The sequence below is a fragment of the Paenibacillus sp. N3.4 genome (assembly GCF_008017805.1).
In the GTDB taxonomy this organism is placed as follows: Bacteria; Bacillota; Bacilli; order Paenibacillales; family NBRC-103111; genus Paenibacillus_E.
Genome location: NZ_VRTT01000068.1, coordinates 23722 through 39666 on the forward strand (window position 1 = coordinate 23722; position 15945 = coordinate 39666).

A 15945-nucleotide genomic window follows, 5' to 3' on the forward strand; every position below is an offset into this window, starting at 1 on the left:
CCTCTTTCTATGAGTTCATTCATTATTTCGTTATAAAAATAAAAATAGACCGATCCTAAACAGGAACAGCCTATTACCTCAATCAAAAAAAGCATCGATTTTCGGTAACCAGGCTGTCATAGTTCCGGAAGAACCTTAGACCCTTAGCTTTGCGTCCTTGCCTTTCAACAAGTTTGCCGTTTATCGAACTCTGCCATCATGTTTTGTCCGTTCTAAAAGACCTATAACTCTCAGTATACTTATCCTAATGGTTAGTTTCAAGTAATTTCCTTGCTTTGTAAATGTTTTTGTTGTATGAATGTAGAAGATTAACTATCCACAATTTTTCGAGTTATCCACATAATTATCCACAGCTTGTTAACAACGAATATTTGTTCGTTTTTTTATACACATGTGGATAAGAATATTTTTAGCGAGGTGTCCCCCTGTGGATGAACATATCCCCTGGATGAAAGAAGCCATACAAGAGGCTCTCAAAGCCGAAGCCATCCGAGAAGTACCCATAGGAGCTGTCGTCGTTCACCAAGGTCAAATTATTGGCCGCGGCTATAATCTCCGAGAAACCACACTAGATCCATTAGCCCATGCTGAAATGATCGCCATTAAACAAGCAAGCGAACATCTACAGGCTTGGCGACTTTTAGATTGTCAGCTCTATGTAACCCTAGAGCCTTGTCCCATGTGTGCAGGCGCGATTGTTCAATCGCGGATACCGCAAGTTATCTATGGTACGACCGATCCAAAAGCCGGCTGTGCCGGAACTCTGATGAACCTGCTGCAGGAGGATCGTTTCAACCATCGAGTCGATGTTGTAAACGGCGTTCTGCAAGAGGAGTGCGCAACGATGTTGACGCAATTTTTTAGGAAGCTCCGTGGCAAGGCATAATCGAGCGAAGGAAAAAATCATATTATATTTCACTAGCCGTCAAAATTTTGCCGGCTTTTTTTGTACCAATTTTGAGAGGTACGCGATCTAAATAGGATCGACTTCCACCCGTTTACATCATACTTCTGCTAAGGTGTAAGCGAGGTGGATCTAGGGTGAAAGGCGACTAGCTCATACCACGACTTTCGACGGGGCTGCTGCTCCGACGGAAGCCGCTTGAAGGTGTATCCCCTCGATGGTAAATTACGATTAGTAATAAATTACAATTCACTGTAGGGGGCTAGATGATGAATTTACGAAGGAAAGTTGTTCGTGCGTGGGGATTCGGAATTTTGGCTTTTTTGGCTTTGGCAATTGGTGCGTACGCCTTAGTTTTATACGGATCACCTAACGAGATCCGCGAGCAATCGTACGTCATGGCGAAGGGAAGTCTCCCCGATTTGTGGTACTTCGTCCTATGGGGGCACGCCGTCTCTGCCGGTGTAGCGCTCGTCATCGGTTGGCTTCAGTTTGTCAAACGACTTCACCATCAAGCGCCGAATATTCACCGCGCAATCGGTTACGTCTACTCCGCAATGATTATTATTGCAGGATTGACCGGCATCTACTTAGCCTTCTTTGCGAACGGCGGCTGGTTCGCACAAGTTGGCTTCGGCACGTTGTCAGTTCTATGGCTCTATACACTTTTCCGTGGTCTTAAAAGCATCATCGTGGAACGTGATCCGACCGAGCATAGCCGTTGGATGAAACGAAATTACGCGCTCACCTGCGCGGCAATCACTCTCCGGATTTACATAGGGCTGGCAGGGGCTTTCTTAGGGTTACCCGATACGAACGATACGTTCTTCGTCATCGCTTGGATGGCCTGGGTGCCAAATCTGTTGATCGCGGAGCTTATGATCGGTGAAAGAACCCGTATGGACAGAAGAACACGGGTCCGGGTCAGGTAGTCAAGATTTGCTCTTGTTTGTGGATGGGTGGAAACAAAGGGGATGATTCAATTTGTATGGGTTGTTCCGGGGCTTGTCGGGTTGTTGATTCTATGGCTGTTGCAACTGCTTTCAACATGCTCTTGTTTGCAAGCTGTTTGCAAACAACCCCTAAAACCTACTCCTGAGCCTTGCCGCGAACAACTGTCACAACTCGAAAGCTTGCACCACGAAAGGCTTCGTGCTATCATAATCTTTGCTATGCGCCCGTAGCTCAGCAGGATAGAGCAACAGTTTCCTAAACTGTAGGTCGTACGTTCGAATCGTATCGGGCGCGTTAACAACATCAGAGAGCCACCTTTGTAGGTGGCTCTTTTTGGCGTTTCAAAACCCGTAACGACAAGGTTCATAATCTGTTTTTTAAAGGCAGCGTACAAGATTAGAGTTAACATAAACCGCCAGCTTCCAGGCTAAATTAAGTCCGGCTGGATATCCGACAGCCCCTTGTCTATTGCTGCCGCAGTCAAGTTTAAGTAAACAACTTCCTATATAGGACCTTATTTTTTCCCATGGTAATATATACCTATTTTTGATATGCTAAAATTCTACAAAACATTTAAAATTTACCCATTAGAAGAAATGAGGAGAAACATGTATTTTAAAATATCCGCAATATCCGCAGGTATCATTTCATTCCTCTTTGCTGTTTCCATGGCATCTTCCAGTTTTACATTAGTGAGTAGCAAATCTTTAAATCTAACCTCCTTGTTAGGGATTGCTCTTGGTTATCCCTATTCAACTTCTTCATCGCACTGTTAAAAACGTACCGAACGGAGGCTAATTAATGCCTCGCAAGCTTACTATTTATTTAGGCATGGTTGGTGCACTACTTTTCTCTATCGCCCACTTAATGAAGTGGCAATCCGTATCTGTATTAATGGAATCTTCTATTTACGTAGATGAAGTGGTTGATTTCGCAAATTCTCTACTGAGTTATACAATTCCTGTTTTCTGTTTGTCTTTGATTCTAATGGGGATCTTTTTCATCAACTTCAGTTGGGAATTTGCACAGCAAAAAGTTAAAGTCGTATCAAGTCTTACATACTACTCCCATCATAATGAGGCACCCAATACCTACAGTATAATTTTTAAATTTATTGGGGTGGCAACCATTGTACTCGGATTTTTTGGGGCCATATACATATGGTCAGACGGAATTAAACTTCCCGCAGATAAAACATCCATTTTCTTATTCGGCTTGATGCCCTTCCTTTACGCCTTAGTTGGAGGATTGTGTTTTATGGGGTTTGGTGAACTTCTCAAGTTGCTACAGCAGATAAGAGATAGAAATGCTAAGACTTAAACAATGAGGCTGCCCATAAGTAATAATTAAGAAGGCAGAGGCATCTGACCTAAAAAGTGAATTTTTAAAAATGAAAAAGGAGTTAAGCATCTTGTATGTGCTTAACTCCTTCTTTTGGTATCCATAGCCACCTTCATCCACTTATTAACTTATTTTGCAAATCGATAAGTCATAGCCTAGCACCTATGGATGCTCTATAATAAACGGATAGATTGGAGTGTTCTAATCGCATGCCAAGAACACAGCTCGAAAGGAGTCTTTTTCTCATGACTATCAACAAAATGCCATCCTCCTACCGCATTCCTCTTTTCTGCGCGGTGACCTTGCTGTTCTGGATGTCGATGTATACGAGCGTTCCCATCATGGCACCGTACGTGGAGTTTCTAGGCGGAAACCATCAGCTGGCAGGTTGGATTGTCGGAATGTATGGCATCTCCCAAATGCTGCTTCGAATTCCAGTCGGTATCATGTCGGACCGATTTCATAAACGTAAGCTATTCATTACCTTTGGTTTGTTCTTCACAGCGATTGCCGGTTTAGGGCTCTGGTTCACGCATGACTTCACCTGGATCCTCATTTTACGTGCGCTGGCAGGCGCGGCTGCGGCAACCTGGGTTGATTTTACCGTATTATTCACGAGCTACTATAAACATGAAGAATCTACGAAAGCGATTGGCACGATTTCGTTCTTCAATTCTCTCGGGCAGGTTCTCGGTATTCTCTCGGCAGGCTGGGCTGCGGACTCGCTCGGCTGGGAAGCCGCCTTTCTTTTGGGCGCAGGGTTAGGTGTGTTGGGACTCATCGGGTCGCTTTTCCTTGTAGAGAAAGTCGAATCCGACGCACCCAAAATAACGTTGCGCGGCATCGGTGATGTGGCGACAGATCGCACACTGCTGTTCGTCTCCTTGCTTGCCATTCTGTCTCAAGTACTCATCTTCGCCACTGTTTTTGGATTTACACCGGTGTATGCCACTGAACTTGGGGCTGATAAATTTTCCTTATCCATGCTTTCTCTATTTGCTAATGTGCCTGTTGCAGTAGCGTCTTTATTCGGCGGCAGGCGATGGGCTGCCCGATATGGAGAGAAGCGCATGGTGGTATGGGGATGAGCATTAAACATATGTCTGCGGATAAGCGGGCGACGGCCATGGGCTTTTTTCAAGCGATTTATGGACTCGGCATGTTTGTCGGTCCGGTTTTGATGGGGTTTATCAGCGATTGGTTCTCGTTAAATCAAGGATTCATCGTGCTCGGGATACTCGGCATTCTCAGCGCTGCTCTTTCGCAATGGTTCGTTCAAAATCATTTGTCCAAGCCTATCAAGGGCGGCAATTCGTCTGTATCGCTTTAATTCTAATCACGAAGGAGGCTGTTCACCAGGTGACAAACCTTGCGAGCAGCCTCTTCTGCGCTCGGCAGCCCAACGACTAAGGAATGAGAGTCCCCTGATTTTCAGTGTGCTGCTTCTGAACAATCCTTTTATTTGTGGAGCAGGTGCAGGGCTTAACGGAAGACCCTTCGTCTATTTATTCGGAGAGGAGGAGAAGCTTATTCAGGAACATGCCCTTATAGAGCGCATTTTGAATGGCGATGAGTCAGCATTTCGTGAGCTGGTCACCGCTTATCGGCACTATGTGTTCCAAACGATTTATGCGATTGTACGTCACACCAAAGATACCGAAGATTTATCCCAGGATGTATGGACCCGGATTTACTTCTCCCTCCCTCAGTACCAAATGAAGGGTTTCAAGACGTGGCTGACCCGTATTGCTGTGAATCGCGCCATTGATTTTAAACGCTCCGCCAGTCGGAAAAGGGAAGACGTGACGGCTGAGATGGAAGCATCCGTACAAACCTCTGAACCTGTTATGCCTCATCAGCATGAAGTAGAGAATGAGGTCATCATGAACGAAACCGCCCGGCTTGTACGGAACCGGCTGCAACAAATTCCGCCTAACTATCAAGATGTGCTAACGGCCTATTATATTCAACATCAATCTTATCAAGATATTGCTGAGACCCAAGGCACCACAGTCAAAACCGTCGAATCCAAGCTTTATCGGGCCAAACAGTGGCTCCGCAAAAACTGGAAGGAGGAGGATTTCTTGTGAACCATTACGATGAACAGGCCTGGAGGAGTTACATTCATGAGCAGATAAGTGCTGCGGAAATGCAGACTATGGAGAATCATTTGTACCGTTGTGACACTTGTCTTGCTGTATATATGGCCTGCATGGAGCAGCCCGATACCGAACTGCCTCTGCTGGAAGTTGAGACGCAAGGGTATGTCAATGCGATTATAGCGCGAACAACGGGGACCAAGCGCTCTTGGTATCGCTCTACCATGCTGCATTACGGCATCGCGGCCGCGGCTACGCTCATTTTGGTAGCGACCGGATTCTTCCATGGCCTATCTCAGGAATTGAGCACCTCCTCCCTTCAGAAAGAAATTCCCGTTGCGGATGTATGGCTTAACAAAACACTTGGTTGGTTGGATACTATACAAAATGATTCGAACAAAGGAGGTTATTATCCATGAATCCCACACATCGCAAAAGCAGCCTACTAGCTTTTCTGCTTTCCATCGTGCCCGGACTTGGCCATCTGTATATGCAGCGGGTCTTGCGCGCTTTCTTATATGGGGCTGGTTTTTTCGGTCCGATCTCTATCATGTTCCTCGGCGTTTCCATCACTCGTTTGCCGCGGGAAATTTTATTTCTGATGGCTTTATTCGCCATGCTCGCTTGGATCGTTAATATGGTAGACATGATTATCTATTTGTTAAGTTCACAGCCTTATCGTGCCCCTTACGGCGCTGCCAATCCTTACGGTCCACAGTCGCCGGAGTGGGATTCACCTCCACATGTGAATCCGTATGCGGATCAAATGAATCAACAAGAACGAACCCGCGTCATGCTGCTGTCTCTCGTCCCAGGGCTTGGACACTTTCAACTCGGCCTTATGCAGCGGGGGTTGACCGCTATGGTCTCCTTCTTCGGCGTTGCCATTCTCGTCTTCTTCATCATGATCATGACCCACAACAACGGATTTGTAGCTTTTCTCCTCGCTATGCCGGTGCTTTGGTTCTACACCATGTTTGACGCTCTCAAACAGCAGGAGCGCAAGGGAGCGGGTCTTGCCCTCGTTGATCGAAGCATGTTCGATGATTTTCATCTTGGCGATGAGTTTGGTGGCAAAAACCGCACGTTAGCGACCGTTATCGCCATTTTCCCAGGCGCCGCTCACTTGTACCTTTCCATGAATAAACGCGGTATTCAATTGATGGCGATCTTCTTATTTTCCATCTATGTGCTGGACGTCCTGAGATTATCCTTTTTCTTCTTTCTCATCCCCATTCTCTGGTTCTACAGCTTCTTCGATGCTTTACAGAGCATTACGAAATATGAAAACGGCACTTTGGTGGATAAACCAATTGTGGAGAATTGGACTGCCCACCATCGCTCTCTCGGCTTAGTTCTTATTGTGCTTGGCGGTTACTATATCTTCAAAGAAATTGTGACACAGTTCATTTATCAGCTTTTCCCTCATTCGAATTATATGTACTGGTTGAACAGCTTTGGTCAAACCTTCATTGTAGCGCTGATTCTGGTCGGCGGCGGCATTAAACTGCTGTTTTATCGCAAAAATAACGCTTTTCATATAGACGAAAAAAAGAACCCCTAAGGGTTCTTTTTTGTCGGTGTTTATGATTTCTTTTAAAACTTGTTACACGTAAACCTTTAGGAAAATCTGCTTATAAAACACGGTAAGTGTCTTTGGCACATCCCCTCCAGCCTGATTATAACAGGTAGAAAAGTCCTCTTTGCAACGGTTGTTTCCCTTTCGCACAAAGCTCCAACGGAACCACACCTCTCTGCTCACCGACAATAATAGTATATCCGGCTCACCGAATTTTAAACATTTTGTAAAGGAATTTTTTAATTCATCATTCCTTAGTGGCATGACTATCCCTTGAGTGATTCTGGTTCTTTACTTTCTTCGAGCCGGAAAGAGGCTCTTGATATCTATTATGTTCGCTATTTCCATCCACCTTGCTCTGAGTTTGATTTCCGGTTACCGAATACGCATCTGGTTTCGACATCGTTATTTCTCCCCTCTATTCTTATCATGGTTGAGTGCATCTTGATGCCTCTGATCGTTGACCTGCTGCTGCACCTGTTGGGCTTGATGGCTATTCACAGGGCTTGCCTCAAAATCCTTGGCTACATTCTGCAGGTTTTTATCAATGCTTTTTTGGCTCGTCATGAATGTCTCCTCCTATCTTTTAAGCGTGTGTAACCTTTTGCAAGGCTTGCGCACATTCATGAATATGTCGTACGTAATCGTCCACCAGATTCTGTACCACATCACTTCTTTCATCGATGTGAGTTGTACCTTGCTGTACGTCTGTTAATTCCACCTTAATCTCTCTAGAGTCCACGTAGGTAACCTTAAAATCGATTGTGTAGCCTGTATGACCGGCTGCCATGATATGAACCCATAAACAGTTCGAATCGGCCTCATCGGCCCATACGCGCGCCTGATCCGTGGGCTGCAGTACTTTCGGCAGCGTAGTCATCCATTCATTAACCAATTCCACCTGATCGAGGGTCAGCTTGTCTGATTTGCTCATTAGTAACACCTCCACATGTTATAAAATGCGAAAACGTACTGTCTTTTATCCATACAAAAAAAGCCACACGATTGAAACAATCGCATGACTTCTTGGTTGGGGTATTTCTTAAGTATACGGAGAGGGTGGGATTCGAACCCACGGAGACCTCACGACCTCGGCGGTTTTCAAGACCGCTGCCTTAAACCACTCGACCACCTCTCCACAATTGGTGTCCCCTGGTAAGGAGACAACCTTGTGCAGTGACAAAAAGCATTGTAGCATACTTTTTATGTGCTAATCAAGCCTTATTTTTTTGCAATCACTTTCACATTGTTCATATAAGGAATAAGCACTTCAGGAACAACGATAGATCCATCAGCCTGCTGGTAATTTTCGAGAATTGCAGCAACCGTACGACCAAGCGCTAGACCTGAACCATTCAGTGTATGGACGAACTCTGGCTTTGCCTTCGCATCTCTGCGGAAGCGAATATTCGCTCTGCGAGCCTGGAAATCCTCGAAGTTACTGCAAGATGAAATTTCACGGTATGCGCCGCTATTAGGCAGCCAGACTTCAAGGTCATAGGTTTTAGCTGACGTAAAGCCAATATCGCCTGTACAAAGCGACAAAACTCGGTATGGCAGCTTCAATAGCTGCAAGACGCGTTCAGCATGCCCTGTAAGCTTCTCAAGCTCCTCGTAGGAGTCTTCTGGCTTTACAAACTTAACTAACTCAATCTTGTTGAATTGATGCTGTCTGATCAAACCTCGCGTGTCTCTTCCTGCTGAACCTGCCTCTGACCGGAAACAAGCGCTAAACGCGACGAAATTAACCGGCAATTGATCGTTAGCAAGAATATCTTCACGATGATAATTCGTCACTGGAACTTCCGCAGTCGGAATAAGGAAGTATTCCGAATTCTCGATCTTAAACACATCTTCCTCAAACTTCGGAAGCTGTCCGGTTCCCGTCAAGCTATCGCGGTTGACAATATTCGGAGGCAACATTTCTTCATAGCCATGCTCATCACTGTGCAAGTCCATCATAAAGTTGATCAAAGCACGCTCGAGTCTTGCGCCAAGCCCTTTATAGAAAACAAAACGCGAACCCGTAACCTTCGCCGCTGCTTCGAAATCCAGAATACCCAGCTCTTGCGCCACTTCCCAATGCGGCTTCACTTCATAATCAAAGGTTGGTATTTCGCCTACGCGACGCAACTCTACGTTCTCTTCTTCTGTACGACCCACAGGAACACTGCTGTGCGGCATATTAGGAATCGAGAGCAGCACCTGTTGGAGCGAGTCGTCTAATATACGAATCTCATCATCCAACTCTTTAATACGATCTCCGACAATTTTCATTTCCTGAATAAGCTCGTCTGCATTTTCGCCAGCTCTTTTGCGTAAAGCTACCTCCTGCGAAACGGTGTTGCGACGGTTTTTCAACTGTTCCGTTTCTTGCAAGAGCTCTCTGCGTTTCACGTCTAAAGCCGTAAATCCATTCAGCTCTTCAATTTGTTTGCCGCGGTTTAACATTGCAGCTTGCACAGCTGCCAAATCACTTCGAAGTAACTTTACATCAAACAAGGAGATTCCTCCGTTAGCGCAAAATGGTTAGAATATGGAAGCAAGCACCCTTACCGACAACGTCCGGTTAACTAGAGGTGCTTGTACCATCAATTATGCTTGTCTTTGTTTTACCATATCTAAAAAGTAACTATGTAAACGGAAATCGTCCGTCAGCTCTGGATGAAATGAGGCCGCTAATAAATGCCCTTGCCGCGCGCAACGATCTGTCCTTCATAAGTGGCCAATACGTCTACACCTGATCCTACTTTCTCAATCAGCGGAGCACGAATGAATACCGCACGAACGTTCTCATCGATGCCTTTAATCGGTAGATCCGTCTCAAAGCTCTCTCTTTGACGTCCAAAAGCGTTGCGAGCCACCGTAATATCCATTAGCTCTAAGTGAGCTTCCGGTTGTCCGGTGATCTCTTTGGCAATCACAATCAAGCCTGCGCAAGTGCCGAAAATCGGTTTGCCAGCCTCGGAAAATTCACGTAACGCATCAATGAAGCCATAAGTACGCATGAGCTTCCCTATCGTTGTGCTTTCGCCACCGGGAATAATAATCCCGTCGATGTCCGCCAACTGCTCCGTTTTCTTAACGATAACACCTTCAGCCCCGGCTTTTTCAATACCGCGAATGTGTTCCGCTACCGCGCCTTGCAGCGCGAGGACCCCAATCTTACTCATTACCAGCCGCGCTCCTGCATACGCTGAGAAGCATCCAGCTTGGAAATTTCGATTCCCTTCATAGGGGTACCGATGTTTTTGGAAATTTCTGCAATTAATTTATAGTCTGTATAGTGAGTAACGGCTTCAACAATCGCTTTAGCGAATTTCTCAGGGCTATCGGATTTAAAAATACCGGAACCAACAAACACACCGTCTGCACCAAGATGCATCATAAGCGCCGCATCAGCAGGTGTAGCAACACCGCCGGCTGCAAAGTTAACGACAGGCAATTTACCTGTTTCGTGAACTTGCAAAAGCAACTCATAAGGAGCGCCTAAATTTTTTGCTTCAAACATCAGCTCATCTTTGGACATGCCTTGTACCTTACGGATTTGCCCTGTGATCATACGCATATGACGCACAGCTTCAACGATATTACCTGTTCCTGGCTCGCCTTTTGTACGAAGCATCGAAGCGCCTTCGCCAATACGACGCAGTGCTTCCCCAAGATCACGAGCGCCACATACGAATGGTACCGTAAAGTCGCGTTTGTTGATATGGAAAACTTCATCTGCCGGTGTTAAAACTTCACTCTCATCAATATAATCAACGCCTAGTGATTCTAGGACTTCGCTTCAACAAAGTGTCCAATTCTGGCTTTCGCCATAACCGGAATCGATACCACTCTCATGACATCTTCGACGATTGTAGGATCTGCCATGCGGGATACGCCACCGGCAGCACGAATGTCAGCAGGTACGCGCTCAAGCGCCATAACTGCAGATGCACCAGCTGCTTCTGCGATTTTTGCTTGTTCAGCATTCATGACGTCCATAATGACGCCGCCTTTTTGCATTTCAGCCATACCAGTTTTAACGCGGGATGTTCCTGTTTCCATTTTTTTATTTCCTCCTATACCATTTATAAAGACTTTACTCGAGCCAAAGTCTCTCAACTACAACAATTTCATGCAGTTCCCTACACGATTCGATAATAAACTTCTAAACAATCATTTTACAGGAAGGAAGGGCAATATACAACCCATTTTGTGGTCTAGGTACCGCCTTTAATCCCTTTAAACATATCGCTGAAGAAGTTTTTAAAAGAACGGAACAAGAGACGAATCCAGCTGCCTTTTTGAACATCATCATTCGCAATCAGATCCACTGTCTTTTCTTGCCCGTTATAGCTAACTTTTACCTTGCCTAGGGTATCTCCCTTTGCAATTGGTGCTACAAGCTTACTATCTTCAAGAGGTTGTGCCGTAATTTTAAATTCCGTATCTTTCGCACCTTTTCTGGCGATAAACGTCATACCTGTTTTCGTTACGAGAGGGACTTGTGTTTGCACACCTTTTTTAATATTGACGATTTTCAAAGAATCTATTTCTGCTTTTGCATTTAGGAAAGGTTTAATCTCGAAATTTTGGAAACCATAATCAAGCAGCTTGCGCGTTTCGTTGAAACGATCCGGTTCTGTGTTAGTGCCCATAACAACCGTAATTAACCGCATACCATTGCGTTCTGCCGTTCCTGTGAAACAATACTTGGCCTCATCGGTATGTCCCGTTTTCAAGCCATCCAGTCCTTCGTAAGCATACTTTTTGAAATTCGTATTGCTCAAGTTGCCTTCCAGCATCCAATTCCAATTGATCATTGGGGTTTTATCCGTAGGGCGAAGCTTCAAAGAGGTAATCTTAGTAAAGTCGAGCACTTCTTTATGATCTTTAATAATATTATAGGCCAAAATGGCAGCGTCACGTGCAGTCATAGTGGTCTCCCCTTCAATACCTGTTGGGGCACCCGCTTTAAGATCCGCTCTGGAGAGACCAGTTGAGCTAATAAAATGCGCTTTATCCGACATTCCTAATTCTTTCGCTTTTTCATTCATCATATTGGCGAAGCTTTCTTCGGAGCCACCGCCAATAAATTCAGCTAGTGCAACAGAGGCGTCATTCGCCGAGTAAATGGACATCGCACTAAACATCTGTTTAACCGTTAGTTTTTCCCCGTTCGCAATAAGCTGGCCAGAACCAATGGCATCTGCTGCTTTTTTAGAAGCAGTGACGGTATCTTCCCACTTGATCTTGCCGCTCTTAATATTTTCTAATACGATATATTCGGTCATCATCTTGGCCATGCTCGCTGGCGGAAAGGCTTCATCAGCATTCAATTCAAAAAGTACGGAACCTGTACTAGCTTCCATAATAATAGCTGATTTAGCTGCTGGTTTAGGCTCATTCAGTGCTGGCGTAGGAGCTGTAGCCGTCGTTGGAGCTGTTGGTGCCGTGCTAGCAGCAGGGGCTTTTGTTGTGCCAGCGGCATAGGTTGGCTGTATATGTAAAAGAAAGGATTGAGCAATTAAACTAATACCTAACACCAAAGCAACCTTTTTTCTCGTAAAACTTAACAATCTCACAATTCCACTCTCCCTAGCGATATAATGACACACTATATTGTAACACACCCCATTAGACAAAAAAAAGAAGACGCAGGTTCAATTCCCGCGCCTTTATTTTTATCCATTATGTGACGATTAAAATGAATAGTTAGGTGCTTCTTTTGTGATTTGCACGTCATGAGGATGACTTTCCTTTAATCCAGCGCCTGTGATCCGAATAAACTGCGTATCATGAATAAGTTCTTGAATGGTGCGTGCGCCACAATATCCCATCCCCGAGCGAAGGCCACCAACCAATTGATAGACGGTATCTGCCATTGGCCCCTTGTAAGCTACGCGTCCTTCAATACCTTCAGGAACCAGTTTGCTTTCATTCTCTTGGAAATAACGGTCCTTGCTGCCTTCCTTCATGGCTCCTAATGAACCCATTCCTCTATACACTTTAAATTTACGTCCTTGGAATATCTCTGACTCCCCAGGACTTTCGTCTGTTCCGGCAAAAAGACTACCGATCATGACCGCACTAGCTCCAGCAGCGATTGCTTTTACAACATCCCCGGAGTACTTAATTCCCCCATCGGCAATAACAGGAACACCAAATTCTGCAGCTGCTTCAGCGCAATCAAAAATGGCCGTAATTTGTGGAACACCGATACCTGCAATAATTCTCGTTGTACAAATAGAGCCTGGGCCGATACCGACCTTAACGATCGAGGCTCCGGCAGCAATAAGGTCACGCGTACCGTCAGCTGTAGCTACATTTCCTGCAATGATCGGAAGATCCGGATATAACTCTCTGATTTTCTTCACCGTTTCAGAAATATTAATATGGTGTCCGTGTGCTGAATCGACAACAATAAGGTCAATGCCAGCCTTCACAAGCGCAGCCGTTCTTTCCAAAACATCCTTTGCAACACCAACAGCTGCCCCAACTAGCAGACGTCCCTGTGGATCCTTAGCTGAGTTAGGAAACTGTATCGCTTTTTCAATATCTTTAATCGTAATGAGACCTTTAAGTTCAAAATGCTCATCAACGAGCGGTAACTTTTCAATTTTATGCTTCTGCAAAATGCCTTCTGCTTGCTGAAGCGTGGTTCCAACAGGTGCTGTAACAAGATCTTCCTGCGTCATTACTTCTTTAATTTTAATCGAATAGTCATGCACAAATCGAAGATCGCGATTCGTCAGAATCCCAACCAGCTTATTCGCCTCGTTTACAATCGGAACACCGGAGATCCGATATTTGGCCATAAGCTCCTCTGCATCATAGACATGATGCTCAGGTGTCAATGAGAAAGGATTCGTTATGACTCCACTTTCAGAACGCTTTACGCGATCTACATGCTCGGCTTGAAGTTCGATCGTCATATTCTTATGAATAATCCCGACTCCGCCCTCGCGTGCCATTGCAATCGCAAGAGCCGATTCCGTCACGGTATCCATAGCAGAACTAATAAAAGGAATATTTAATTTCACATGCGGTGCAAGCATGGTTGAAACATCGATCTCCTTACCGAACACTTCAGATCTGCGCGGCACCAACAAGACATCATCGAACGTTAAACCTTCCTTACCAAACTTATCTTTCCTCACAACACAATTCCTCCTTAGAGCGATTCATAGGATCGCTTTTCTATATAAACATTCACTGATTCATGGGTATATGATTGCAATCTTAACAAATGCCTATTTTTCGTGTCAAGGAAAAGGAAACGGCAGATGCTTGGCAAGTCCCAGAATAAGAAGATTCCGTTAACGATAGGAGTAAGTGCTGCTGGAATTCCATAATAAGAATTGTTCAACTCCCTGCTCTTTAGCTGCTTTAATCTGTTCATTCACATCTACTGTTCCATACTTCTTGTGAGGTTTCACCCATGCTGCTGTAAAATCCTGATACCAAGGTCTAATGACAGCAATCTCGTTATTATCTTTTTGTAGTTGATTGTTTTTTACTTTGGCATCGCTAATGGCTTTGCTGACAATGGCATAAGGTTGTAAATTTGGATTCTTCACCCCATATATTCCGCTAGAATAATGAGAAGGGTATACCATCGGAGAAATGTAATCAACCTGCTTGCTAATTAATGACCAATCCTGCCCTATTCCCATATCATTATCGGAAGATGTCGTTAAACCGAAAACATCAGCTGAAATATATGCTTGACTACCAATATCTTTCTTTGCTTGTTTAAGAAAAGTTTCAATGGCCTGAGCCTTCGTTAGCCTTTGTGGATTATCAAATTCAACTTCTTGATCCAACTTCTTCCCGTTCTCCGGAAATCTGACATAATCAAACTGAATTTCGTCAAATCCTAACGCAGCTGCTTCCTTAGCGATTTGAATATTATAACTCCTTACTCCTTCTTTGTAAGGATCTACCCAAGCCGTTCCCTTATTATCTTTCCATACATGGCCAGCTTTAGTGGTCATCGCATAATTACTTTTTTTCATACTCAAATAAGGATCTTTAAACACCACAATACGTGCAATCGTATATATATTCATTTTTTTCAGTCGTTGAAGCTTATCTTTCAGATCGCCTATAATGACATTGCTGTCTGCACCAATTTCATTAACAATCGGTACTTGAGAGGCATATGTAACTTGTCCAGAATCATTCTTTACGTCGATAACCATGGCGTTCAAATCCGTCCGATCCACGAGATCTAAAAGTTGTTCAAATTTATTACCTACCGCAGACCAAGCAGATACATAAATGCCCTTTACAATTTGTTTATTCGGCTTCTGTTCTGGTAAATTGACTATAGTTTTTGGTATGGACTGTGATTGTAATGATTGCTTGGGACCTTCTATAATCGGAGCTGGTTTTAGTTCAACAAGATTTTTTAATGACCCCAAAGAATCCTCTTGAGTAGAATCGATCTTCGCAGAACAACCAACACTTAGTTGAATAATCAAATAACACATAAATCCAAAACAACATCTATTAAGTATTCTAAATTTGCCCATACAAAATCCCTCCTTGTAAAGTTAGTATGGGTTAAACATCCGTATTGTACTGATTATAAAAAAGAGTCTTTCTGGAAATTGTTCCAGAAAGACTCTTTACCAAGTCGCTGATTCAGTTGTAGCAGATTCAAAAATAATGCACCCTAAACACCATAATTTCTTGTTTTCTACCTCGATTGAATGGTTAAGCTAATTCAACTATTATTCAATGCAAAAAGAACCTTATCCGATTAATCTGGACAAGGTTCTTACAAGTGCTTGGCAACGTTCTACTCTCCCAGAACCCTGCGGTTCAAGTACCATCGACGCTGGAGGGCTTAACGGTCGTGTTCGAGATGGGAACGCGTGGGTCCCCTCCGCCATCATCACCAAACAGTCAAAGCGTGGTTTGCGCCTTGAAAACTAGATACGAAACGTTGCGTAAAGTTAGATTTGCTTAGGAATTTTGGTTAAGCCCTCGACCGATTAGTATTCGTCAGCTGCATACGTTGCCGCACTTCCACCTCGAACCTATCAACCTCGTCGTCTACAAGGGGTCTTACA

The 15945-nt window shown here is 44.4% G+C and carries 15 protein-coding genes, 2 tRNA genes, 2 rRNA genes, 2 pseudogenes and 1 riboswitch; of the genes and pseudogenes, 9 read left to right on the forward strand and 12 right to left on the reverse strand.

Features of this window, described 5'->3' with window-relative positions; genetic code table 11:
• Positions 1-100 precede the first annotated feature (100 nt).
• A riboswitch (cyclic di-GMP riboswitch) is annotated at positions 101-188 on the reverse strand.
• A gap of 260 nt (positions 189-448) precedes the next feature.
• The 9 genes from tadA (at position 449) to FU659_RS26665 (ending at position 6862) form a co-directional block, all read left to right on the forward strand.
• Positions 449-886: a tRNA adenosine(34) deaminase TadA gene (gene tadA, locus FU659_RS26625; protein WP_397356616.1), complete on the forward strand. Its 438-nt coding sequence runs from the start codon at positions 449-451 to the stop codon at positions 884-886.
• 284 nt (positions 887-1170) lie between these two features.
• The gene (locus FU659_RS26630; RefSeq protein ID WP_147950345.1) at positions 1171-1836 is read left to right on the forward strand and encodes a DUF2306 domain-containing protein; all 666 of its coding nucleotides are present in this window, start codon (positions 1171-1173) and stop codon (positions 1834-1836) included.
• A gap of 242 nt (positions 1837-2078) precedes the next feature.
• Positions 2079-2152, forward strand: a tRNA-Arg gene (locus tag FU659_RS26635).
• Between the two features lie 507 nt (positions 2153-2659).
• Entirely contained in the window at positions 2660-3178 is a 519-nt protein-coding gene (locus FU659_RS26640) for a hypothetical protein (protein ID WP_147950346.1), read from the forward strand.
• 266 nt (positions 3179-3444) lie between these two features.
• Positions 3445-4287, forward strand: a complete 843-nt coding sequence (locus FU659_RS26645; protein WP_187274415.1) for an MFS transporter — start codon at positions 3445-3447, stop codon at positions 4285-4287.
• Entirely contained in the window at positions 4284-4529 is a 246-nt protein-coding gene (locus FU659_RS26650) for an MFS transporter (protein ID WP_187274416.1), read from the forward strand. Before FU659_RS26645 ends, FU659_RS26650 begins: the two co-directional genes overlap by 4 nt.
• A gap of 106 nt (positions 4530-4635) precedes the next feature.
• A complete protein-coding gene (locus FU659_RS26655) occupies positions 4636-5289 on the forward strand; it encodes an RNA polymerase sigma factor (RefSeq protein ID WP_261808070.1) in 654 nt (217 codons plus the stop codon).
• Positions 5286-5717, forward strand: coding sequence for a hypothetical protein (locus tag FU659_RS26660; protein ID WP_147950349.1), 432 nt, complete (start codon positions 5286-5288; stop codon positions 5715-5717). The genes FU659_RS26655 and FU659_RS26660 overlap by 4 nt, the downstream gene beginning before the upstream one ends.
• The gene (locus tag FU659_RS26665; RefSeq protein WP_147950350.1) at positions 5714-6862 is read left to right on the forward strand and encodes a hypothetical protein; all 1149 of its coding nucleotides are present in this window, start codon (positions 5714-5716) and stop codon (positions 6860-6862) included. The genes FU659_RS26660 and FU659_RS26665 overlap by 4 nt, the downstream gene beginning before the upstream one ends.
• A gap of 262 nt (positions 6863-7124) precedes the next feature.
• On the opposite strand, the gene FU659_RS26670 is transcribed toward FU659_RS26665, so the two are convergent.
• The 12 genes and pseudogenes from FU659_RS26670 to FU659_RS26720 all read right to left on the reverse strand — a co-directional run.
• Positions 7125-7280: a small acid-soluble spore protein P gene (locus tag FU659_RS26670; protein ID WP_147950351.1), complete on the reverse strand. Its 156-nt coding sequence runs from the start codon at positions 7278-7280 to the stop codon at positions 7125-7127.
• A gap of 2 nt (positions 7281-7282) precedes the next feature.
• A complete protein-coding gene (locus FU659_RS35840) occupies positions 7283-7444 on the reverse strand; it encodes a hypothetical protein (protein ID WP_187274417.1) in 162 nt (53 codons plus the stop codon).
• Positions 7445-7463: 19 nt separating this feature from the next.
• Positions 7464-7811, reverse strand: coding sequence for a hypothetical protein (locus tag FU659_RS26675; RefSeq protein WP_147950352.1), 348 nt, complete (start codon positions 7809-7811; stop codon positions 7464-7466).
• 117 nt (positions 7812-7928) lie between these two features.
• Positions 7929-8015: transfer RNA gene (locus FU659_RS26680), tRNA-Ser, on the reverse strand.
• 83 nt (positions 8016-8098) lie between these two features.
• On the reverse strand, positions 8099-9379 hold the full coding sequence (gene serS / locus FU659_RS26685) for a serine--tRNA ligase (RefSeq protein ID WP_147950353.1): 1281 nt from the start codon (positions 9377-9379) through the stop codon (positions 8099-8101).
• 93 nt (positions 9380-9472) lie between these two features.
• A pseudogene (gene pdxT, locus FU659_RS26690) lies at positions 9473-10050 on the reverse strand (pyridoxal 5'-phosphate synthase glutaminase subunit PdxT).
• Positions 10050-10930, reverse strand: a pseudogene (gene pdxS / locus FU659_RS26695) (pyridoxal 5'-phosphate synthase lyase subunit PdxS). The pseudogenes pdxT and pdxS overlap by 1 nt, the downstream one beginning before the upstream one ends.
• Positions 10931-11085: 155 nt before the next feature.
• Positions 11086-12450 (reverse strand): D-alanyl-D-alanine carboxypeptidase family protein, encoded by a 1365-nt coding sequence (locus FU659_RS26700; protein WP_261808071.1) that lies wholly within the window; start codon positions 12448-12450, stop codon positions 11086-11088.
• A 117-nt stretch (positions 12451-12567) separates the two neighbouring features.
• Positions 12568-14025, reverse strand: a complete 1458-nt coding sequence (guaB, locus tag FU659_RS26705) for an IMP dehydrogenase (protein ID WP_147950354.1) — start codon at positions 14023-14025, stop codon at positions 12568-12570.
• Positions 14026-14184: 159 nt separating this feature from the next.
• A complete protein-coding gene (locus FU659_RS26710; RefSeq protein ID WP_261808072.1) occupies positions 14185-15402 on the reverse strand; it encodes a putative glycoside hydrolase in 1218 nt (405 codons plus the stop codon).
• Positions 15403-15658: 256 nt separating this feature from the next.
• Positions 15659-15775, reverse strand: a 5S ribosomal RNA gene (gene rrf / locus FU659_RS26715).
• A 72-nt stretch (positions 15776-15847) separates the two neighbouring features.
• Positions 15848-15945: ribosomal RNA gene (locus FU659_RS26720) — 23S ribosomal RNA — on the reverse strand; the annotation flags it as partial.